The sequence below is a fragment of the Acidovorax bellezanensis genome (assembly GCF_025421555.1).
Classification (GTDB): domain Bacteria; phylum Pseudomonadota; class Gammaproteobacteria; order Burkholderiales; family Burkholderiaceae_C; genus Comamonas; species Comamonas bellezanensis.
In genome coordinates this window covers 411,193-432,768 of the sequence record NZ_JAODYH010000004.1, presented here as the reverse complement: position 1 = coordinate 432,768, position 21,576 = coordinate 411,193, and the positions used below count along the sequence as shown (strand labels likewise).

General features: G+C 66.7%; 19 protein-coding genes. 10 read left to right on the top strand and 9 right to left on the bottom strand.

The features are described from left to right. Positions 1 to 21: 21 nt before the first annotated feature. Both N0K08_RS10185 and N0K08_RS10180 read right to left on the bottom strand, forming a co-directional pair. Positions 22 to 1,416: a sensor histidine kinase gene (locus N0K08_RS10185; RefSeq protein ID WP_261500164.1), complete on the bottom strand. Its 1,395-nt coding sequence runs from the start codon at positions 1,414 to 1,416 to the stop codon at positions 22 to 24. Beyond that, positions 1,413 to 2,072: a response regulator gene (locus tag N0K08_RS10180; RefSeq protein ID WP_261500163.1), complete on the bottom strand. Its 660-nt coding sequence runs from the start codon at positions 2,070 to 2,072 to the stop codon at positions 1,413 to 1,415. The genes N0K08_RS10185 and N0K08_RS10180 overlap by 4 nt, the downstream gene beginning before the upstream one ends. Before the next feature lie 141 nt (positions 2,073 to 2,213). Between N0K08_RS10180 and N0K08_RS10175 the strand changes: the two genes are divergently transcribed. Both N0K08_RS10175 and N0K08_RS10170 read left to right on the top strand, forming a co-directional pair. Next, positions 2,214 to 4,049 (top strand): phosphoethanolamine transferase, encoded by a 1,836-nt coding sequence (locus tag N0K08_RS10175; RefSeq protein ID WP_261500162.1) that lies wholly within the window; start codon positions 2,214 to 2,216, stop codon positions 4,047 to 4,049. 257 nt (positions 4,050 to 4,306) lie between these two features. After that, complete coding sequence (locus N0K08_RS10170) at positions 4,307 to 5,821, top strand: M28 family peptidase (protein ID WP_261500161.1); 1,515 nt, start codon at positions 4,307 to 4,309, stop codon at positions 5,819 to 5,821. A 32-nt stretch (positions 5,822 to 5,853) separates the two neighbouring features. Here N0K08_RS10170 and blaOXA read toward each other — a convergent pair whose 3' ends face one another. The 3 genes from blaOXA to N0K08_RS10155 all read right to left on the bottom strand — a co-directional run bounded on the left by blaOXA (position 5,854) and on the right by N0K08_RS10155 (position 10,186). After that, positions 5,854 to 6,654: a class D beta-lactamase gene (blaOXA, locus tag N0K08_RS10165; RefSeq protein ID WP_261500160.1), complete on the bottom strand. Its 801-nt coding sequence runs from the start codon at positions 6,652 to 6,654 to the stop codon at positions 5,854 to 5,856. A gap of 19 nt (positions 6,655 to 6,673) precedes the next feature. Next, positions 6,674 to 8,812: a putative bifunctional diguanylate cyclase/phosphodiesterase gene (locus N0K08_RS10160; protein ID WP_261500159.1), complete on the bottom strand. Its 2,139-nt coding sequence runs from the start codon at positions 8,810 to 8,812 to the stop codon at positions 6,674 to 6,676. 498 nt (positions 8,813 to 9,310) lie between these two features. Continuing rightward, entirely contained in the window at positions 9,311 to 10,186 is an 876-nt protein-coding gene (locus N0K08_RS10155; protein ID WP_261500158.1) for an amidohydrolase family protein, read from the bottom strand. 139 nt (positions 10,187 to 10,325) lie between these two features. Between N0K08_RS10155 and N0K08_RS10150 the strand changes: the two genes are divergently transcribed. From N0K08_RS10150 to N0K08_RS10130, 5 genes are read left to right on the top strand one after another with little or no spacing between them, the layout of a single operon-like run. Next, positions 10,326 to 11,108, top strand: coding sequence for a crotonase/enoyl-CoA hydratase family protein (locus N0K08_RS10150; protein WP_261500157.1), 783 nt, complete (start codon positions 10,326 to 10,328; stop codon positions 11,106 to 11,108). A gap of 43 nt (positions 11,109 to 11,151) precedes the next feature. Then, complete coding sequence (locus tag N0K08_RS10145; protein WP_261500156.1) at positions 11,152 to 13,032, top strand: feruloyl-CoA synthase; 1,881 nt, start codon at positions 11,152 to 11,154, stop codon at positions 13,030 to 13,032. Between the two features lie 11 nt (positions 13,033 to 13,043). Further along, positions 13,044 to 13,808: an SDR family NAD(P)-dependent oxidoreductase gene (locus N0K08_RS10140; protein ID WP_261500155.1), complete on the top strand. Its 765-nt coding sequence runs from the start codon at positions 13,044 to 13,046 to the stop codon at positions 13,806 to 13,808. Positions 13,809 to 13,831: 23 nt separating this feature from the next. Then, complete coding sequence (locus tag N0K08_RS10135) at positions 13,832 to 14,821, top strand: Bug family tripartite tricarboxylate transporter substrate binding protein (protein WP_261500154.1); 990 nt, start codon at positions 13,832 to 13,834, stop codon at positions 14,819 to 14,821. Between the two features lie 57 nt (positions 14,822 to 14,878). Beyond that, the gene (locus N0K08_RS10130) at positions 14,879 to 15,340 is read left to right on the top strand and encodes a MarR family winged helix-turn-helix transcriptional regulator (protein ID WP_261500153.1); all 462 of its coding nucleotides are present in this window, start codon (positions 14,879 to 14,881) and stop codon (positions 15,338 to 15,340) included. Here N0K08_RS10130 and N0K08_RS10125 read toward each other — a convergent pair. From N0K08_RS10125 to N0K08_RS10115, 3 genes are all read right to left on the bottom strand, one after another. Further along, entirely contained in the window at positions 15,337 to 16,896 is a 1,560-nt protein-coding gene (locus tag N0K08_RS10125; protein WP_261500152.1) for an EAL domain-containing protein, read from the bottom strand. The genes N0K08_RS10130 and N0K08_RS10125 overlap by 4 nt on opposite strands. Positions 16,897 to 16,971: 75 nt before the next feature. Continuing rightward, positions 16,972 to 17,469, bottom strand: coding sequence for an AAA family ATPase (locus tag N0K08_RS10120; RefSeq protein ID WP_261500151.1), 498 nt, complete (start codon positions 17,467 to 17,469; stop codon positions 16,972 to 16,974). A gap of 195 nt (positions 17,470 to 17,664) precedes the next feature. Beyond that, positions 17,665 to 18,195: a hypothetical protein gene (locus tag N0K08_RS10115; protein WP_261500150.1), complete on the bottom strand. Its 531-nt coding sequence runs from the start codon at positions 18,193 to 18,195 to the stop codon at positions 17,665 to 17,667. 165 nt (positions 18,196 to 18,360) lie between these two features. On the opposite strand from N0K08_RS10115, the gene yghU reads away from it, so the two are divergent. Both yghU and N0K08_RS10105 read left to right on the top strand, forming a co-directional pair. Then, positions 18,361 to 19,203, top strand: a complete 843-nt coding sequence (yghU, locus tag N0K08_RS10110) for a glutathione-dependent disulfide-bond oxidoreductase (RefSeq protein WP_408642938.1) — start codon at positions 18,361 to 18,363, stop codon at positions 19,201 to 19,203. 70 nt (positions 19,204 to 19,273) lie between these two features. Next, positions 19,274 to 20,260: a Bug family tripartite tricarboxylate transporter substrate binding protein gene (locus tag N0K08_RS10105; protein WP_261500149.1), complete on the top strand. Its 987-nt coding sequence runs from the start codon at positions 19,274 to 19,276 to the stop codon at positions 20,258 to 20,260. 25 nt (positions 20,261 to 20,285) lie between these two features. Here N0K08_RS10105 and N0K08_RS10100 read toward each other — a convergent pair whose 3' ends face one another. Beyond that, complete coding sequence (locus N0K08_RS10100; RefSeq protein ID WP_261500148.1) at positions 20,286 to 20,777, bottom strand: DUF6882 domain-containing protein; 492 nt, start codon at positions 20,775 to 20,777, stop codon at positions 20,286 to 20,288. A gap of 136 nt (positions 20,778 to 20,913) precedes the next feature. Here N0K08_RS10100 and N0K08_RS10095 point away from each other — a divergent pair, with 136 nt between their 5' ends. After that, entirely contained in the window at positions 20,914 to 21,540 is a 627-nt protein-coding gene (locus tag N0K08_RS10095) for a glutathione S-transferase family protein (RefSeq protein WP_261500147.1), read from the top strand. Positions 21,541 to 21,576: the final 36 nt, after the last annotated feature.

Genomic DNA, 21,576 nt, shown 5'->3' with positions numbered 1-21,576 from the left:
GCTAAAAAGGCCCACGCGCTTTCAGCCAGCGGTGGGCGCCGACAGGCTGGCGAATTTCAGCCGCACTTCCAGTCCCTGGCTGCCGTCTTCCAGCGGTGAGCGCAGCTCCAGCCTGGCGCCATGCTTTTGCACGATCGAGCCGACGATGGACATGCCCAGGCCGTAGCCCAGGCGCTGGCTGTCGGCGCGCACATGGCGCTCCAGGATGTGGGGCAGCTGCGCGGTCGGCACGCCCGGCCCGTGGTCGCGCACCACCAGGGCGGGCTGCGGCGAGCGTTCGACGCTGAGTTCCACCGCGGCCTGGGTATGCGTCAAGGCGTTGTCCAGCAGATTGCGCAGGGCGATGGCCAGGCTGTCGATATCGCCCAGCACCCATACCGGCTCATGGCCTTCCGGCGCTATCCAATCCAGGCGCTTGAGCGCACGCGGCTGCTGCCAGAACTCCTGGGCCAGCGTGCCGGCCAGCTGCACCAGGTCCAGGGGCGCGAAGCGTGCGGTGTCGCCGGCTTCGGCGCGCGACAGCTGCAGCAGGCGCTCGGTGCGGTGGGACAGGGTTTCCAGCGCCTGCAGCGCGGCCTTGGCCTCCGACAGCGGCACGCTAGCGGCGGCGCTGGCTTCCGCCTGGTCTATGGCGGTGTGCAGGCGCAGGCGCACCGAGGCCAGGGGGGTGCGCAATTCATGGGCCGCATTCGCCGCCAGCGAGCGCTCGACGTTCAGCGCCTCCTGCAAGCGGTCGAGCAAAAGGTTCACGCCCAGGCCGACCTGGGCCAGCTCCAGCGGGTAGTGGGTGGTGCGCAGCGGCTCCAGGTTGCGGCCGTTGCGGGCCTGGATCTGCTCCTGGATGTCGCCCAGGCTGCGCAGCTGCCGGCGCGCGACCCAGCGGATGATGAAGGCCAGCACCGGCAGGATCAGCAGCAGCAGCAGCACCAGGCCGGAGAGGGTGTTGCGGCTGGCCTCGCGCCGCTCCTCCCGGGTGTCGGCCATTTGCAGCCACAGCTGCTTGGCCGGATCGTAGAGCGTGAAGACGCGGTAATTGTGGGTGTCGCTGAAGCCTTCGGCCAGTTGGCTGGTCCAGCCGGTTTCCGGCGCCGCCGCGGTGCGCACCAGCACGCGGCCCTGCAGATCGCGCAGCTGCAGCAGCAAGGGCGCATCGTGGACCGTGTCCGGCGGTTCATGCATCACGGCCGGGATTTCCTCGCCCGCGGCCGGAATGTACATGGGCGCGGCGAACAGCTGGCGGTGCGCGCTTTCCGACAGCTCGAAATCGAAATTGTGCTGGATCTGGTAATTCACATACCAGGCGACCAGCACGGTTCCCAGGGCCCAGACCAGCACCACGGCCGCCAGCAGGGTGCGCGTGAGGCTGGAGACCAGGCTGGGCTGCGGCGCGTCAGCCGCCGGCGTGGGCGCGCTCATGGCGGTGCCAGGCGGTAGCCAATGCCGCGCACCGTCTGGATCAACGAGGTGCCGAGCTTGCGGCGCAAGCGGCTGATGAACACTTCCAGCGTATTGCTGTCGCTGCTGTCATCCCATTGGTAGAGCGCGTCGAGCAGGCGCTCGCGGCTGTGCACCTGCTGGGCGCGGCTGGCGAGCACCCGCAGCAAGGCCCATTCCTTGGGCGTCATGACCACGGGAAAGCCTTTGGCCTTGACGACTTCGCGCGTCAGGTCGATGCTCACTTCGCCGCGCACGACCACCGAGCTGGTCTGCTGGCTGCGGCGGCGTTCGACGGCGCGCAGCCGGGCCAGCAGTTCTTCGGGGTCGTAGGGCTTGATCAGATAGTCGTCGGCGCCCGCATCCAGCCCGCGGATGCGGTCGCTGACCTGGTCGCGCGCCGTGACCACGATCACCGAGGCCGGCTCGGCCTGGGCCTGGATGGCCGGCAGCAATTGCAGGCCATCGCCGTCGGGCAGGTTCAAGTCCAGCAGCACGGCCGAATAGCCGGCGAGCGAGACCATGGAGCGTGCCTGGCCGAGGTTGGTGGCTAGGTCGACCAGAAACTGCTTGCCCTGGAGATAGCCCAGTACCGCGCTGGCCAATGCGGCATCGTCCTCGACCAATAAAATGCGCATGGAAAGTGGATGTAAAGAGAGACAGTGCCCATGGTAAGCCCTTGGCGCCCGCAGGTGGCCGCGAGTATGGTGAGCCCACATGAACCGAATCTGAACAAGCCATTCAGGGCAGGTTCATGACAACTGCTTACATTCGTGGCCGTGAATACATTTGCCCTACCTCCACAGCCCGCTTCGGCCAGCGAAGTGTCCAGCCCCGCCTCGACCTCTCCCGCGCCCCGCACGCCACCCCGATGGAAGATCAGCCTTGCGCCCCGCTGGGGCGCGGTGCTGTTGACGCTGTGGTGCACGCTGGTGCTCAATACGCCGCTGTGGTCCAAGCTGGGCCAGTTGCCGGATTTTGTCGACCCCTGGTTCTGGCAGCGCGCCGCCATCGTCGGCCTGATCACCTGCGCCACCTACTGGTGGTTCATGCTGCTGTCCTGGCCCGGCGTCCGGCGCATAGGCTGGAGCCTCACGCTGTTGACCGCGGCCGGCATGGAGTACTACATCCAGCATTACGGCATCCTGCTGGACAGCGGCATGGTGCGCAATGTGCTGCAGACCAATACCAGCGAGGCCCTGGCCTTGCTGGGCCCGGGAATGCTGTGGCATATCGCCCTGTTTGGCGGTCTGCCCAGCCTCTGGTTGTGGTTTGGCGTGCAGTGGCGCAGCGAGTCCTTGCTGCGCGGCTGGCGTTCGCTGCTGCTGGTACTGGCCAGCTTTGCCTTGCTGACGATTGGCGTGGCCGGCATGTTCCGCCAGCTCGCGCCCTTGCTGCGCAACCACATGGAACTGCGCTACCTGATCAACCCCACGTCGGGCATCGTGGCGCTGGCCGATGTGACGCTCAAGCCCTTGCTGATGCCGGCGCGGCCTTTCGTCTCCATCCTGGCCGGCGCCGTGCTCGGTCCCAGCTATGGCGCTGTCCCGGCTTCCGGCCCTGCGCAGCCACTGCGCGCCGTTGCGACCCCGGGCGCGGCCCCGGGCGCGGCCTCGCACAAACCGCCTCTACTGGTGCTGGTGGTCGGCGAGACCGCGCGTGGCGACCACTTCGGCATGAACGGCTATGCCCGCGACACGACGCCGCATCTGCGCGCGCAAAACGCCATCAGCTGGAACAATGTGCGTTCCTGCGGCACGAACACGGCGGCATCCGTGCCTTGCATGTTCTCCTATCTGGGCAAGCAAGGCTTCGAGGGCCGCAAAGCCAACCATGAGACCTTGCTGGATGTGGTGCAGGCCGCGGGCCTGGGCGTGAACTGGCTGGACAACCAGTCGGGTTGCAAAGGGGTGTGCGACCGGATTGCGCATGTCTCCGCGTACGACCAGGCGACAGCGACCCAGCGCGCCAAGTGGTGTGAATCGGATGGCGAATGCCTGGACCAGCTGATGCTGGAGCAGCTGGACATGAGCCTGGCCAAGATCCCGGCGCAAAAGCGCGCTGTCGGCACGGTCCTGGCGCTGCACCAGATGGGCAGCCACGGCCCGGCCTACTACCGCCGCTCTTCGCCGCAAAGCAAGCGCTTCCTGCCCGAGTGCACCACGCAGGTGACGTCGAACTGCAGCCAGGAGGATTTGATCAATGTCTACGACAACAGCATTGCCGAAACCGACCTGTTCCTGTCCAAGACCATAGATTGGCTCAAGACCAAGGCCGCCGACTATGAAGTCGCCCTGGTCTATGTGTCGGACCACGGCGAATCGCTGGGCGAGGGTGGCATCTACCTGCATGGTCTGCCTTACGCCATCGCGCCCGACAGCCAGAAGCACGTGGCCTGGATCACCTGGCCGGGCACTTTGGCCGCGCGCACGCGCACCGACGAAGCCTGCCTGCGGGCCAGCGTGGCCCGTCCGCTGACGCATGATTTCTACTTCCATACGGTGCTGGGCCTGCTGGATGTGCGCAGCCCCGTCTACCGCTCCGACTGGGACGCTTATGCGCCTTGCCGCCAGGCCCAGGTGAGCGCGGCCCCGGCCAAGCCCGCCGCGATGTGAGCGCAGCGCAGCGACTTGGCAACCACCGGTAAGTTTCGCTGCCGATGGAAAAGGGGCTTGACGTCCACGAGAGCCCATGCGTTGCCCGAAAAGCGCGGGGGGCATGGATGGGGCGCTCGGGCGCAGCGCACGGCCACCAACGTGCGCTCCAAAGGTGCGCAGCAAGGCGGGCCGGGGCGGTTGATAGGCGGATAAGGTGAAGCCTGGAAGTGGCGTTGACGGCTGGCAACATGCGAGCCCTCCAAACGAGGAACTCCATGGCCCACATCCCGTCAGCTATCCCGTCTTCTTCCATTCCATCGTCGGCGCGCACAGCGCGTTGGCGCTGTTTTTTCATGGCCGCGGCGGCCTTGCAGCTGTCGGCTTGCGGTGGGGGCGACGAGGCCGCCATCCAGACCGCGGTCGGTGGGGCGGCCCCAGGGCTGGCGGTCGCCGCGAACTGCGACACCCAGGTCAATGACACGCAGGAGAAACTGCTGGCCTGCGTGACGCTGCCCGGAGTGCGCGCCCACCAGGCGGCACTGGCCGAGATCGCCCAAGCCAACGGCGGCACCCGGCTGGCGGGATCCGCGGGTTTCGATGCTTCCGTGGCCTATGCACGGCAGGTGCTGACGGACGCGGGTTACCGCGTGTCCGTGCAGCCGTTCGCGTTCTCGGCGTCCAGAACCCTGGGTTCGATCTTGTTGGAGCCCGGCCAGGCGGCGGCCGAGCCGATTGCGCACCAGGTGGTGGACTACTCGGGCAGCGGCGATGTCACGGCGCCGGTCACCCGCCCGTCGGACCCCGACGGCTGCGCAGCCTCCGATTTCGCGGGCTTTGTGCGCGGCCATATCGCACTGATACGCCGTGGCGGCTGTGATTTGCCCGACAAGCTGAGCCATGCCGTCGCCGCCGGTGCCTCCGGGGTGGTGATCTACAGCCAGGACGAGGGCGACTTGACGGCCACCCTGACGAGCGAAGCGCCCCAGGACATTCCCGTGGTGATGGTCGGCAAGGCGGTGGGGGAGCAGTTGGCCCAGCGCACGCTCACGGGCGTGCAACTGCACCTGCGGACCGAAACCGAGCGCAGCCTGCAGACCGCCTACAACGTCCTGGCGGAATCCACTGGCGGTGATCCCCAGCATGTCACCATGCTGGGCGCCCATCTGGATTCGGTGCGCGCGGGTGCCGGCCTCAACGACAACGGCTCCGGCGCCGCGGCCGTGCTGGAGACCGCCCGCCAGATGGCAAGGGTGCAACCCGTGAACCAGCTGCGGTTTGCGCTGTGGGGCGCTGAAGAGCAGGGCCTGCTCGGCTCCACCTACTATGTGAAGAAGCTGGATACGGCCCAGCGGGCGAAGATCGCGCTGTACCTGAACTTCGACATGATTGGCTCCCCCAACCATGTGTTCTTTGTCTACGGCGGTGACGGCTCCGCGGGCAGCCAGGCCATTTCCAGCCCCGCGCGGTCGGCCGGCATTGTCGCGACCCTGGGCGACTTCTATACCCGGCGCCAACTGCCGTTCAAACGGCTGGACTCGGGCTCCCGCTCCGATCACAAACCGTTTGCCGATGTCGGTATTGCGTTCGGCGGGATTTTCACCGGCGCCGAAGGCATCAAGACGGCCCAGGAAGCCCAGACCTGGGGCGGCACGGCGGGCCAGGCCTACGACCCCTGCTACCACCGGGCCTGCGACAACATGGCCAACAACAACGATGCCGCGCTGCAAACCAATGCCCACGCGGTCGCCAGCTCGGCGCTGTTCTTTGCCATGAACCGGTTGCCGGGCTGAGGCGGGCGTGACAGGCCCTGTCCGCCAAGGGCTTACGGCGTGGCGGGCAGGGCGTCGAGGGTGCGCAGAATGCGGTGCGTGATGGCCTGGCGCTTGGCGAGGTCGCCAAGGCGGTGGGGCGTATCCATGTTCAAGGCGAAGAAGACCGGGCCGCTGGGCCACTCTATCCAGCCCACCCACCAGCCTATGGAGCCGGTCCAGCCGGTTTTCGCGCGCAGGATCCAGTCGGCGCCGGCCGCGTTGATCATCACGTCCTTGACCAGCCGCTGGTGCGCGACCTGGAATGGCAGGCTGTTGGCATGGAGCCGGCGCAGGAAAGCGATCTGCTCGAAGGACGAGAGGGCCAGATCGCCTTCGACCCAGAAAGGCTGGTCGCCGCTGATGGCGGCGTTGCCGTAGCCCAGCTTTTGCAGGTAGGCGGTCTCGCGCTCCGGGCCCAGCTCCCGCGCGAAGCGCTCGTAGACCCAGACCGTGGAGTTGCGCATGGCAGAGCGCAGGTTCTGGTCCTGGTTCCAGGCGGCCGTGGAGCGCTGCACGCCATCCCAGGGGATGACCTGGAATTCGTCACGCAGTATCCCGGCATCGAGCGCAAAGAGACTGTGGGGGATCTTGAACGTGGACGCCGGCGAATAGCGGCGTTGGGCGCGCGCCGGGTGCACGACGTGGGTCGTTGCCTCCGCGGTGCGGGCATCCACCACCAGCATCGAACCATCGATGCCGGCCTCGGTGAAAAAGCGCGCCCATTCGGGGTGCTCCTGGACGGCTGGGGCGGCTTGTGCAGCACTGCCCAGCCCGTAGGCCAGGGCGCAAGCCAGCCAATTTCGGCGATTCATAGCGTTCCTCTGTAATCTGTCAAAGCGCCGCGGCGCGCGCCTTCTCGGCCTGTGATTCGCTCTGTGCCCAGGCCAGCAGCGAATCCGCGGGCATGGGACGCGCGAAGAAAAAGCCCTGCAGTTCATCGCAGCGCATGCCCAGCAGCACGTCGCGCTGGCCGCTGGTTTCCACGCCTTCGGCCACCACGCGCAGGCCCAGGGCGTGCGCCAGCTTCACCACGGCGCCGACCACGGCGCGCGCGTCTTCACTGGTTTCCAGGTCCTTGACGAAGCTGCGGTCGATCTTGAGTTGGCGCGCGGGCAGCTGACGCAGGTAGTTCAAGCTGGAGTAGCCCGAGCCAAAGTCGTCGATGGACAGGAATACGCCGATGCGCGCCAGTCCGTCGAAAGTCCGTTGCGTGGCCTTGATGTCGTCCATGGCCACCGATTCCGTGATTTCACACAGCAGCTGCGAGGCATTGACGCGGTGGCGGATCAACGCTTCCTCGATGCGCTCGACCAGGCCGTGTTCGCGCAGCTGGTGCGCGGAAATGTTGATGGCCACGCGCATGGCGGTGCCGTTCTTCGCCCATTCGGCCATCTGGCGGCAGGCCTCGTTGATCACCCAGTTGCCCAGTCGTCCGATCAGGCCAAAGCGCTCGGCCAGGCCGATGAACACCGTGGGGCTGACCATGCCGTGCTGGGGATGCTGCCAGCGCAGCAGCGCTTCCACGCCGCAGATCTGCCCGTCGGCCCCATCGATCTTGGGTTGGTAGTGCAAGCTCAATTCACCCCGGTCCAAGGCTTGGCGCAGGTCGTTTTGCAGCGCCAGTTGCTCGGCGGCATCCGTGCCCATGTGCGGCTCGAACAGCACGTAGTTGCCGCCGCCCGCCCGCTTGGCGGCGTACATGGCTGCATCCGCATTGGCCACGAGCTTGTTGCGTTCGCCATGATCGGGGTGCATGGCAATGCCTATGGAACAGGTGATCTGCAATTGCTTGCCCGAGACTTCAAACGGCCTGGACAGCGCGGCCAGCACCCTTTTGGCCACGGCCACACTGGCGGCCACGTCGGTCACGCGCTCCAGCAGGATCAGGAATTCGTCGCCTCCCACGCGCGCCACCGTATCGCATTCGCGCGCCTCCTGGCGCAGGCGGTCGGCCGCGCCGCGCAGGATGGCGTCGCCCGCCGCATGGCTGAATGAATCGTTGATGGGCTTGAAGCCATCGAGGTCCACGAACAGCACGGCCAGCCGTTCGGAAATGCCTTGGTGATTGGCGCGGTCCTGGCGCGATAGCGCGTGCTGGAGCCGGTCTTCGAACAGCAGGCGGTTGGGCAGACCGGTGAGGGCGTCCGCGAAGGCGCGGTGCTGCAATTCGTCGTTGGCGGCCTTGAGGCGGGCATTGCTGTCCTGCAGCGACTGGGTCAGCCGCTGCGCCGTGCTTTGCAGCCGGGCGTCCAGAATCGAGGTGAACAGCGTGCTGATCAGCAGCATGCCGGTGGCCAGCAGCACCAGCACGGTCAGGCCCGGGCCGCCCAGCTCGCCCGCGCTCAGGCACACCGCGCCGACGGAAAACCGGGCCGCGGCCATGCCGGTGTAGTGCATGCCGCAAATGGCGATCGCCATCACGAACGATGCTGCCAGCTGGTAGTGCAGTCGCTGGCTGGGCTTGACCTGGCGCAGCAGCTTGAAGATCATCAGCGCCGTCGCCGAGGCCAGCACCGCGATCAGCACCGACAAGGCGACGATCAGTGGGTCCCAGACGATGCCTGGCGCCATGTCCATGGCGGCCATGCCGATGTAGTGCATGCCGCTGATGCCCGCGCCCATCACCAAGGCCCCCAGCACCAGGTGCAGGCGGCCGAAATTCCTGCGGCTGGCCAACTCCAGCGCCACCGCCGACGCCCCCACCGCGGCCACCCAGGACAACAGCGTCAAGCCACTGGCAAAGCCGATGTCTATGGGCAGCCTGAACGCCTGCATGCCCAGAAAGTGCATGGACCAGATTCCCGTGCCCATGACGATGGAGCCCGCGGCCCACCAGGCCAGGCCCACGCGCCGTTGCGAAGTGCGTACGCGCCGCGCCAGATCCAGCGTGACGTAGGAGGCCAGCATGGCGATGACAAATGACGCTGCGACCACAAGCGAGTTGTAGCCGAAGGGCATGAACGTATTCATTAAGGGAGAAGTTTCCAGAGGGGATCGACAAGGAGCGGCGCGCTCCACTGCCGCGGTGCACACCATGCGCGGGCAAAGCATGACAGGCATGCAAGGTCAAGGAACGCGGGCCATGGGGCGCGATAACGGCCTGGAGGCTGGCGTTTCAAGAAGGTTCCATGCAGGACAGGGCGGGGGAGAGGACAAAAATTGTCTCATGCATGGGAGGCCTTTTCGCTCACAACGCGAATTTAGCCCCACCCACAGGGCCTGCAAGGGGGCGTTGTCGCATGGGCGTCTGTTCCCGCCGCGCGTCGGGCCCGGCGCGCGCGCTGTGCTTGCCTGTTTTTTAAGCAGCCCCCGCAAACCCAGCACTGGCGCCAGTTTTTGGAGTTATTCCTGCAGTTATGCACAAGCTTGGACCCCTGCCATGGGGATAAGGCGAGGGGCTGATTTTTCGGCCGGGGCGGCCGGGATCTCTCGGGTTGCGCTGCCGCCAGGCGCGATGCCATGTCCCCGTCAGGCCGCAGGCCGTGCCCCGCCCAGCAGCCGCATGGCATTGCCCTTGAGGATGCCGGGCATGACTTCCGGCTTGAATCCCGCATCCTCGAAATCCTTCATCCAGCGATCGGGAGTGATCAGCGGGTAGTCGGAGCCGAACAGCACGCGGTCCTTGAGCAAGGTGTTGGCGTACTGCACGAGCTGCTTGGGGAAGTACTTGGGACTCCAGCCGCTGAGGTCTATCCACACATTGGGCTTGTGGGTGGCCACGCTCAGCGCCTCGTCCTGCCAGGGGAAGCTGGGGTGGGCCATCACGATCTGCATGTCGGGAAAGTCGATGGCCACGTCGTCGAGGTGCATGGGGTTGCTGTACTCCAGCCGCAGGCCGCCGCCGCAGCGCATGCCGCTGCCGATGCCGCTGTGGCCGGTGTGGAAGATGGCGGGCAGCTGGTAGGCGTTGATCACTTCGTAGATGGGCCAGGCCATGCGGTCGTAAGGGTGGTAGCCCTGCACCGTGGGATGGAACTTGAAGCCCTTGACGCCGTATTCCTTGATCAGCCGCTCGGCCTCGCGCGCGCCCATCTTGCCCTTGTGCGGATCGACGCTGGCGAAGGCCACCATCATGTCGCTGTTCTTTTGCGCGGCTTCGGCGATCTCCTCGTTCGGGATGCGCCGCCGCCCCATCTTCGATTCGGCGTCCACGGTGAACATCACCAGGCCGATCTTGCGCTCGCGGTAATACGCCACCGTTTCCTCGATGGTCGGGCGGCGGCCGTTCTTGAAATACTTGTCGGCGGCGCGGTCGTACTCCTCGCCGTAGTTGTCGAAAGGGTTCCAGCAACTGACTTCGGCATGGGTGTGCATGTCGATGGCGATCAGCTTGTCAAAGTCCATGGAGTGTCTCCGTTGAAGTGTGGTGGGGGCCCATTCCGCGGCTTGCGGCTCAAGGGTAAACACGGTCAAAACGCGTTCTTGCGGCGCTTGAATTAGCTATGTTTCATAACCATAATTCATCCCACAAGGAAAATCAACCATGCAGCACAAAGACATACAACTCGAGATTTGCGGCGCCGAAAAAGAAGTCGCGGTGGTCCGGCTGACACGCGGTGCCAAGCGCAATGCGCTGTCCGACGGCCTGATCCTGGCCCTGCGCAATCTCTTCGAGCAACTGCCCGCCAGCGTGCGCGCGGCGGTGATCGACGGTGAAGGCCCGCACTTCTGCGCCGGGCTGGATTTGAGCGAGCTCAAGGAGCGCGATGCCGCGGCCGGCCTGCAGCATTCCCGCATGTGGCATGCCGCGCTGGAGCGCGTGCAATACGGCCCGGTGCCGGTGGTCGCCGCGCTGCACGGCGCGGTGGTCGGCGGCGGTCTGGAGCTGGCCAGCGCCTGCCATATCCGCGTGGCCGACAGCACCACCTTCTACGCGCTGCCCGAAGGCTCGCGCGGCATCTTCGTCGGCGGCGGTGGCTCGGTGCGCATTCCCAAGCTGATCGGGGCGGCCCGCATGACCGACATGATGATGACCGGCCGCGTGTACAACGCCGAAGACGGCGAACGCGCGGGCTTCGCGCAGTACTTGGTGCCCGAAGGCACGGCCTTCGACAAGGCCTTGGCGCTGGCACAGCGCATCGCGCAGAACGCGCCGCTCACCAATTACGCGCTGATGCACGCCCTGCCGCGCATCGCCGAGCAGCCGGCCGACCACGGCTTTTTCACCGAAGCGCTGATCGCCGGCATTGCGCAAAGCGCGCCCGAGGCCAAGGAGCGGGTGCGCGACTTCCTCGAAGGGCGCGCGGCCAAGGTCCAGAAAAGCTGACCGCCGCCGCCCAGCCCTTCCCTTGTCGCAAGTGATCCACACCATGAACGAGACCCACTCCACCGCGAGCGCCGCGCCGCGCTACCGTCCGCTGCACTTCGGTGTGACCCGCGTCAACCTGCAGGCGGGCGCCGACGGCGTGCGTTACCTGCGGGCCGACCTGCCGCTGGGGGCCTACGCCCGGCGCGTCACCGACTATCTGCTGCACTGGGCCGAGGCCGCGCCCGAGCGCAGTTTCATGGCCCGGCGCATGCCCCTGGCCGGCGGCGGCACGGGCGACTGGCAGCATGTGCGCTATGGCGAAGCGCTGGCGGCGGCCCGCAGCATCGGCCAGGCGCTGCTGGGCCGGGGCCTGAGCGCCGAGCGCCCGGTGCTGATCGTGAGCGACAACAGCCTGGAGCATGCGCTGCTGGCACTGGGCTGCATTTACGCCGGCGTGCCTTACTGCCCGGTGACTCCGGCCTACGCCACCGCCAGCCAGGACTACGACAAGCTGCGCCATGTGGTGGGCACGCTGACCCCCGGCCTGGTCTACGCCAGCGACGCCCAGCGTTTTGGCCCGGCGCTGCAGGCGACCCTGGATGCGAACGTGGAAGTGGTGCTGGGCCAGGGCCGGATCGAAGGCCGGGCCACGACGGCCTTCGCCGATCTGCGCGCCACCCTCGCCACCGACGGGGTCGACGCGGCCATGCAGGCCACGGGGCCCGACACCATCGTCAAGTTCCTGTTCACCAGCGGCTCGACCAAGCTGCCCAAGCCGGTCATCAACACCCAGCGCATGTGGTGCGCCAATCTGCAGCAGATCACCTTGTCGCTGCCGGTGCTGGCCGAAGCGCCGCCGGTGCTGATCGACTGGCTGCCGTGGAACCACACTTTCGGCAGCAACCACAACGTCGGCATCACGCTGCAGCATGGCGGTACACTGTTCATCGACGACGGCAAGCCCACGGCCGCACTCATGGGCGAGACCCTGCGCAATCTGCGCGAGATCGCGCCCACGGTGTATTTCAACGTGCCCACCGGCTTTGAAATGCTGGCCGAAGCCATGAAGACCGATGCCGCGCTGCGCCAGAACCTGCTCTCCCGGGTGCGCATGTTCTTCTATTCGGGCGCCGGCCTGTCGCAGCCGGTGTGGGACAGCCTGCACGCCACCCAGGAGGCGGAACTGGGCGAGCGCATCGTCATGGGCACGGGCCTGGGCATGACCGAGTCGGCGCCGTCGGCGATGTTCGTCAACAGCACCGAAGTGCGCGCCGGCGATATCGGCGCCCCGGTGCCGGGCATGACGCTCAAGCTGGTCGAGGTGGATGGCAAGACCGAAGTGCGCTACCGCGGCCCGAACGTCACGCCCGGCTACTGGCGCTCTGAAGCCGCCACCCGCGAGGCGTTCGACGAGGAGGGCTATCTGCGCACCGGCGACGCCGTGCAGTGGATAGACCCGGACAACATCCACCGCGGCCTGAAGTTCGACGGCCGCATCGCCGAAGACTTCAAGCTTTCGACCGGCACCTTCGTGAGCGTGGGTCCGATGCGCGTGAAGATCGTGGTCGCCGGCGCGCCCTACATCCAGGACGCGGTGCTGACCGGACTGAACCGCAAGGAAGTCGGCGCGCTGATCTTCCCCGCGCCGGCCTGCCGCGAGATCAGCGGCCTGGGGCCTGACGCAAGCATGGCCGACGTGCTGGCCAGCGCCGCGGTGCGCCAGCGCATGCAGGCCATCCTCGACCAACTCGCCCGTGAAGCCACGGGCAGTGCCAGCCGCGTGGCACTGGCCCTGCTCATGGCCGAGCCGCCGTCGGCGCAAAAAGGCGAGATCACCGACAAGGGTTCGATCAACCAGCGGGCCGTGCTCCAGCACCGCGCCGCCCTGGTTGATGCCCTGCACGACGGCAGCGCGCCGCACATCCTCCAACCCCAAGCCTGAAAGACCATCCCATGCAGATCCAAGGACAAGCCGCGCTCGTGACCGGCGGCGCATCCGGCCTCGGCGAGGCCACGGCACGCGAACTCGCGCGCCTGGGCGCCAAAGTGGCGGTGCTCGACCGCAACGCGGCGCTCGCGGAGAAAGTGGCGGCCGAGATCAACGGCATCGCCTGTGCCTGCGACATCACCGACACCGACAGCGTCAACGCCGCGCTCGACAAGGCCCAGGCCGCCCACGGGCCGGCGCGCATTCTGATGAACATCGCCGGCATCGGCAGCGCCAAACGCATCGTCGGCAAGGACGGCCAGCCGGCGCCGCTGGAAGACTTTGTGCGGGTGGTGCAGATCAACCTGATAGGCACTTACAACGTCAGCCGCCTGTTCGCCGCGCGCTGCGCCCGGCTGGAGGCCGTAGACGGTGGCGACAAGGGCGTGATGGTCTTCACCGCCTCGGCGGCGGCCTTCGACGGCCAGGTCGGCCAGCAGGCCTACAGCGCGTCCAAGGGCGGGCTGGTCGGCATGACGCTGCCCATGGCGCGCGACCTGGCGCAGCACGGCATCCGCGTGTGCACCCTGGCGCCCGGGCTGTTTGCCACGCCGCTGCTGCTGGAGTTGCCCGAGCCCGTGCAGCATTCGCTGGCCGCCGCCATTCCATTCCCGCCGCGGCTGGGAAAACCGTCTGAATTTGCCGAGCTGGCCTGCCACATCGTCACCAACGGTCACCTCAATGGCGAAGTCATTCGCATTGACGGTGCGCTGCGCATGGCCCCGCGCTGAAGATTTCACTCCCGGAGACAACCATGCACCCACGCCGCCACTTCATCCACCTGCTGGGCAGCGCTGCCGCCCTGGGCGCGCTCGCGCCCCTGTCGGCCCGCTCCCAGGCACTGGAGCAGATCAAGATCATGTACGGTTTCCCGCCGGGCAGCGCGGGCGACAGCGTGGCCCGCCGCGTGGCCGAGAAGCTGGGCGGCACGGCCTACAGCAAGAATCCGGGTTTTGTCGAGAACAAGCCTGGCGCGGGCGGGCGCATCGCGGTGGAGGCGCTGAAGAACGCGCCCGCCGACGGCTCGGTGCTGACGCTGGCTCCCGTCTCGGCGCTGGCGGTCTACCCGCACATCTACCCCAAGCTCAGCTACAAGCCCGAAGACGTCACGCCGGTGTCCATAGGCGCGGTCATGCACCACGGCCTGGCCGTGGGCCCGGCCGTGCCGCCCGAAGTGAAGACCCTGCAGGATTTCCTGGCCTGGGCCAAGGCCCACCCGGACAAGGCCAGCTACGGCTCGCCCGGCGCGGGCACCATGCCCCATCTGCTGGGCGCGCTGCTGGGCCTGCGCGCGGGCGTGGACATCAAGCATGTGCCTTACCGCGGCACCGTGCCCAGCATCACCGACCTGGTGGGCGGCCAGATCGCCGCGGCCGTGAACCCCAGCGGCGACTACCTGCAGTACATGAAGAGCGGCCGCGTACGCGTGCTGGCCAGCTCGGGCAAGAAGCGCTCGCCTTATCTGCCGGGCGTGCCCACGTTCACCGAGCTGGGCTACCCCGACGTCACTTCGGAAGAGTGGTTCGGCTTCTACGCTTCCGCCAGAACCCCGGCCACCACCATTGGCCAGGCCAACGCGGCCATCACCGCCGCGCTCAAGGACAAGGCCGTCATCGAGGCGCTGGGGCTTGTCGGCCTGGTGGCCTACGGCAGCACGCCGCAGGAGATGGCGGCCGACCAGAAGGCCGAGTTCGAGCGCTGGGGTCCGCTGGTCAAGCAAATCGGCTTCACCGCGGAGTCCTGAGCCGCGCCGGCCGGCGGTGCGGCCGGGGGCGCGCTTTTGGCTGGCACAATCCCGTCTATGCCCGATGCCACTGACCCGCCCTACGTTGAAACGGTTGACACGCGTTTTCTGGAATCCCTGGTGGGCTACAACGCCCGCCGCGCCGCGCTCAGCATCATTGGGCAATTCCTGCCGCGCATGGCCGTCTACGACCTGCGGCCCCTGGATTTCTCGGTGCTGTCGTTGATCGCCCACAACGCCGGCATCACTTCGCGCCAGCTGTGCACCGCCTTGAGCCTGCAGTCGCCGAATGTGGTCGGCATCGTCAGCGCATTGGAAAAGCGCGGCCTGATCGAGCGCCGCACCCACCCGCACGACCGCCGCGCGGTGGGCTTGCATTTGACGCCCGACGGTACGGCCCTGGTCCAGGAGGCGGAAAAAACCGCCGCCACCCTGGAAATGGATGCCACGGCCCGCTTGACGGCCGCGGAGCGCAAGACGCTGATCCGCCTGCTGCAGAAAATCTACAGCCGCGGCTAGGTGCCGGCCTGCGTCTTTGCCTGGCGGCTGCGCGCAAAGGCCAGAAACTCCGCTGCCGGCAGCGCCTTGGCAAACAGCCAGCCCTGGGCAAACTGCACGCCGCGCTCGCGCAGGTAGTCGGCCTGGGCCTGGGTCTCCACGCCCTCGGCCACGACCTGCAGGCCCAGCGCCTGCGCCATGTCGATGATGTGCGGCGTGACGCTGCTGGTGACCGTCTCGGCGCCTATGGTGTCGATGAAGGACTTGTCTATCTTCAGCGCATCCAGCGCAAAGCCCTGCAGATAGGACAGGCTGGAGTAGCCGGTGCCGAAGTCGTCGATGGCCACCGCATGGCCGGCGGCGCGCGCGCGGTTGATGGTGGCGCGGGCCGCGTCGGCGTCCATGAAGCCGCGCTCGGTGGCCTCCAGCCAGATCTGCTGCGGCGCAATGCCGCTGCCCTGCAGCGCCTGCGCCAGCACCGCCAGCACCCGGCCGCTGCGGATATCCTGGGCGCTGAGGTTGATGGCGATGTGCAGATCGCGGTCGCTGACCAGCGCGGCCCGCATCTCGCGCACCACTTCGGCGATCACCTGGTCGGTGATGGGCAGCACCAGGCCGCTGTCTTCGGCCAGTGGAATGAACAGGTCGGGGCGCACCATGCTGCCGTCGGGACGGCGCCAGCGCACCAGTGCCTCGGCGCCTATGCAGCGGCCCGTGGCCAGTTCTATCAGCGGCTGGTAGTGCACCACGAACTCGCGCCGCGCCACCGCCATCTTCAGCTCGCCCAGCGGCGACAGCCGCCGGCGCAGGCCCCAGGCCACGACGGCGACGATCAGCGCCGCCATCAGCGCGCCCAGCGGCAGCAGCCAGCGCATTTCGCGCCGCAGCGGCGTGAGCACGCGGCTGCGCGGCTCCGCGGCCACGGCGATCAGGTGCTCGTCGCGCTCCAGGGCGTACAGCAGCGTTTGATCGGTTTTGCCGGTCTGCAGCAGGCGGCGCACGCCCTCCGGCAGCGGCTCATGCAGGCTGCCGAGCAGGCGCCCGTCGCTCAGCGCGATTGCCAGGTCGATTTCCGGCTCGGCCAGCACATCGGCGAAGCGCACCGGGTGGATCAGCAGCTTGTAGTGGCCCAGCGCCATGCCCACCATGACGATGCCCGGGCTGGCCTGCGGCGCAAGGTCCAGGCTCACGCCAATGCCGTCCGCGGTGACGAAGTCGTCCTTGCTGCGCGTGATGCCGGGTTCGGCCGCGCCGGCCGAAGTGCAGGCCAGCTGGTCGCCGTTGAAGAAGCCGATGTCGTCGGTATTGCGGTTGCGCAGCGTGAGCGCGCGCATCAAGCGCACATGGGCGTCGGAGCAGGGGGTCAGTGGCGTCGCCTGCATTTCCCGCAGCACGCTGCGCGCGTCGGCAAACGACTGCTGGGCCCGGTCCAGTGCCTTGCGGGCCAGCTGCTGCAGGTAGCGCTGCTCGGCCGCCACCGCGCGCTGCTGCGCCAGATGAACGGCCGTGGCAAGGGGCAGGGCTACGCCGGCCAGGGCCAGCAGGGCGGCGATGACAACGATCCGGGTGCGGTCCAAATGATCTCCCTGGCAGTTGCCTGTCGCCACAAAATGTTTGCAGCGATTCTATCGACCTGGCGTCGGCGGGCGCGATCAGGCGTGGTGCACGACGTCGAAGCCCTCCTCCGGGGCGGGGGCGACGAAATGCCGGGTGATCTGGTCGAACTCCGCATCACTGGTGGAAAAAGGATGTTCTCCCGCGGCATTGCGCGCGCGCAAGCGGGCCTTGCAGGCGTCGTCGGGAACGTCCAGATAGTGCAGGCAATGCGGCGCGCCCGCCTGCTCGAAGACGCCGCGTGCCCAGGCGCGTGTGGCGAGGGTGTTGGCGGGGAAGTCGAGCACGACCGACATGCCGGCTTGCAGCAGCGCTGCGATGTGGCCGGCCATGGCCGCGCGCAATCTGCCGGCACAGCGCACATAGTCCGCGATGGCGTGGATCTCGTTCGGGTACAGACGGGCGAGCCAGTCGTCCTCGCTGATCAGCACCGTCATCGGCGCCTGCGCCAGGCGCTGGGCCAGGCTCGACTTGCCGGAGGCAATCTTCCCGCACACCATGTGCAGTACCGCTGGCGTGGTCTCGAATGTAGGCATGGCAATTTCCAGTGACTTGGGGAAGCTCCGGAAGGCAGAAAAAAACCCGCCTCACGGGGCGGGTTGCGGATGACTGCAGAGCGTGCGCTAACCCACCATCTTTCGAATGGTGTGAATCAACGATGCAATGTGCGAGCCGGTCATAGCGGCCCATGCTAGCGCAAGCGCAGGGGCTTGCCAAGCCGCGACGGGGTATCAGTGCTGCTGGGGATCTGGCGAGCCGTCCAGGCCCAGCTCGGCTGCCGCCCGTCGCAGTTCCGCGAACTGGTAGTCCTGCACGGTCTGCCGCGAGGAGACGCTGCGCTGGTCGGGCCCGGGGATGAGCAGCCAGGCGGTGGCGCTTTCGTCCTGGGGATGGGGCATGGCAAACATCAGGAACTCGCAGTCGATGCCCCAGACGTCATCCACGCGCATCTCCTGGCACTGGGAGGGCACGTGCAGGAAGCTCACGCGGTCGCTGACGGCACGCAGGAAATCCTCGTCCTGCGGGTCTTGCGCGTCCGGTGCGCCTTGCATGGGGTCAATGAAGGTGATGAGGGCCGTGCTGCTGAACGCGCCGTGCTCCCATTCCAGCGCTTCGCGCTGGAACATCAACGTGGCCTTGCCCGTGAAGGCGAAGCCGGATTGGTCGTCGCCGTACTGGAAGCTCTTGGCCGCGGCCACTGCCTGCGCATAGCCTTCGTCGTCAATGCCTACAAAGCGCAGGTCCTCGGTGATGCTCGTCATGTGTTCATCCAAAAAATAAGCCCGATCCAAACGTTCGGATCGGGCCTTGTTCAAGCGCGCAATTATCGGTCAAGATGCGCAAGCCCTGCGGGGGCAATGTCCCCCTATAGGGCTGTCCGCAGCAATGGGGCGTGACAATGCCAGGGGTGATCAACATGAGAGGACATGATGAGTAACGAAACCTATACACCGCCGCGTGTCTGGACTTGGGTCAGGGGCAATGGCGGCAAGTTTGCCAACATCAATCGGCCGATCGCCGGCCCGACCCACGACCAGGAACTGCCCCGGGGCCAGCACCCGCTGCAGCTGTATTCGCTGGCCACGCCCAATGGCGTCAAGGTCACCATCATGCTCGAAGAGCTGTTGGCGTTGGGGATCGCCGAGGCCGAATACGATGCCTGGCTGATTCGCATCAACGAGGGCGATCAATTCGGCAGCGGCTTCGTCGAGATCAATCCCAACTCGAAAATTCCGGCCATGCTCGATACCAGCCTCAGCCCGCCGCTGCGGCTGTTCGAGTCGGGTTCCATCCTGCTGTATCTGGCGGAGAAGTTCGGCGCCTTTCTCCCGCGGGATGCGCGCGGCCGGGCGGAATGCCTCAACTGGCTGTTCTGGCAGGTCGGCAGCGCACCGCTGCTGGGCGGCGGCTTCGGCCACTTCTACGCCTACGCGCCGGAGAAGTTCCAGTACCCGATCGACCGCTACACCATGGAAACCAAGCGCCAGCTGGATGTGCTCAACCGGCAACTGGCGCAGCAGCGCTATGTGGCCGGCGAGGAGTACAGCATCGCCGACATGGCCATCTGGCCCTGGTATGGCGGCGTGGCAACCAATGAGGTGTATGCGGCGGCGGAGTTCCTCGAGGCCCACACCTACACCCATGTATTGCGCTGGGCGCAAGAGATAGGCCAGCGCCCGGCAGTGCAGCGCGGCCGCAAGGTCAATCGCAGCTGGGGCGAGCCGGACGAGCAGGTGCCGCAGCGGCATTCAGCCAAGGATCTTGATTGATGCCGCAAGCCACGGCACGCAGCCCCAGCGCGCAGCGTGTCGCCGTTGAAACGTCTTCCTGAAGAAACGAATGAAAAAATCTTGCTTATTCCGCAGTGCCGCGACCGGCCTGCTGGTGACTCTCGCCGTGTGGCTGAACCCGGCGCATGCGGCCTGGCCTGACAAGCCCATCAAGTTGGTCGTGCCATTTCCGCCCGGCCAGGCCACGGATATCTTTGCGCGCGCCGTCGCCGAGCAGCTCGGAAAACGCTTGGGCCAAAGCGTCATCGTGGAAAACAGAGCCGGGGCCGGCAGCAATATCGGCACGGAACAGGTGGTCCGGTCCGCGCCCGATGGCTACACCCTGGTGGTGGCCGGCAGTGCCATGGCCGTCAACCAGACGCTGTACAGCAAGGTCAACTTCGATCCCACCAAGGACCTGGTCGGCATCTCGCTCATTGCCAAGGTGCCGCTGATCTTCCTGGCCACGCCGGGCTCGGGCATTCGCTCGCTGCCCGATCTGGTGAAAAAGGCCAAGGCCGCACCCGGCCACTTGAACTACGCCAGCGCCGGCATTGGCGGCACCCAGCACCTTTCGGGTGAAATGCTCAAGAACCAGGTAGGCGTGTTCATCACGCATATTCCCTACCGCGGCAGTGGGCCGGCACAGGCCGACTTTCTGGGCGCTCAGGTGCCGCTGATGGTCGATTCGGTCACCGCCGCGCTGCCGCATATCCAGGCCAAGCGCGCCGTGCCGCTGGCCGTGACTTCGGCCACCCGTTCGTCGCAGCTGCCCGACGTACCCACGGTGCGTGAAAGCGGCCTGCGCGAGCTCAAGGACTTCGAAGCCGTGGGCTGGCTGGGCCTGATGGCGCCCAAAGGAATACCTGCGGACATCAGCAGCCGTCTGAACCGCGAAGTCACGGACATTCTGAAAAGCGACAGCATGGTCCAATTCATCCGCGACCGGGGATCAGAGCCCGCCCCGACCACGGGGCCGGAGTTCGACCGGTTTGTGGCCAGCGAAATTCAAAAATGGGGCCGCATTGTGAAAGCCTCGGGCGCCAGCGTGGAGTAAAAGCCCCTTGCGGGGCTGACGGCCCTCAATGCAGCAAGGGGTTTTCGGCCGCGGCCAGCCGCAGATGCAGCAGCGTGAAATACAGCGTCACATCCCCGCGCTGGTCGATGAAGGTGCCCATGGCGCGCTGCAGGCGCGCCGCGATGCACAGACACTCCGTTGCCTCGGGCCGGCCTCCCTGGATGCGCGGCGTGGTCAGCAAGGCCAGCTGGTTGTCGCGGCCGAATTCGTGCACGACTTCCAGCGCCTGGCCGTGCTGCTGGGGGACGGCCTCGTTGGCCCAGCTCCACAGGAAGCTGCCTTCGCTCTGGCTGCTGGTGCCCACCAGGCAGACCGTTGCCAGCACCGGGCCTAGCGCGCCGTCGAAGCTCAAGGTCGCGCTGGCCAGGTCCCAGTGGTAGGGGGGCGATCCCTCCAGCCCGAAGTCACGCTGCCATTGGGCGTTGCTGGCGATCATGTTTTCCACGGCCTCGCGGCTCCAGGCATTCCAGTCGGTAGGTTGTTGCGCTGTACTCATTCCAGGTCCATTCATTTTCTTGGCCGCCATTGTGGGCCAAGATGCCCTCTGGAAAGCGCATCGATTCGGCTACAGTCGGCAATGCCCGGCTGCGGCACAGCGCGCGGACTTGGCCTATTCCTTCATGGAGACCCCGATGATCACCGTCCATCACCTCAACAACTCTCGCTCGCAACGCATTCTCTGGTTGCTCGAAGAGCTGGGCCTGCCCTACGAGATCAAGCACTACCAGCGGGATCCGCAGACCCGCCTGGCGCCGCCCGAACTCAAGGCCGTCCACCCGCTGGGCAAGTCGCCCGTGATCGAGGATGGTACGCAGGTGGTGATCGAATCCGGCGCCATCGTCGACTATTTGATCCGCCGCCACGGCAAGGGCCGGTTGCAGCCGGATCCGGCCACCGCCGCCTATGACGAATACGTGCAATGGCTGCACTTTGCCGAAGGCTCGGCGATGTTTCCGCTGCTGCTCAAGCTCTACGTGGGCCGCCTCGGTGACGCGGGCGCGCCGCTGCAGCCGCGCATTCAATCGGAGCTGGCGAACTACTTCGGCTATCTTGATCACGCCGTGAGCCGCAGGCCCTACTTGATGGGTGAGGAATTGAGCGGCGCGGACATCCAGATGAGCTTCGTCGGCGAATTGGCCACGGCACAAGGCATGGCCGGTGACTACCCGCACCTGGCGGCATGGGTGCAGAAATTTCAGGCGCGGCCGGCCTACCAGAAGGCCATCGCACGCGGTGGTGAGTACGCGTACGCCAAGTGAGCAGGGGCAGCAAAGCCCCGCGCCATCAGTGATGCG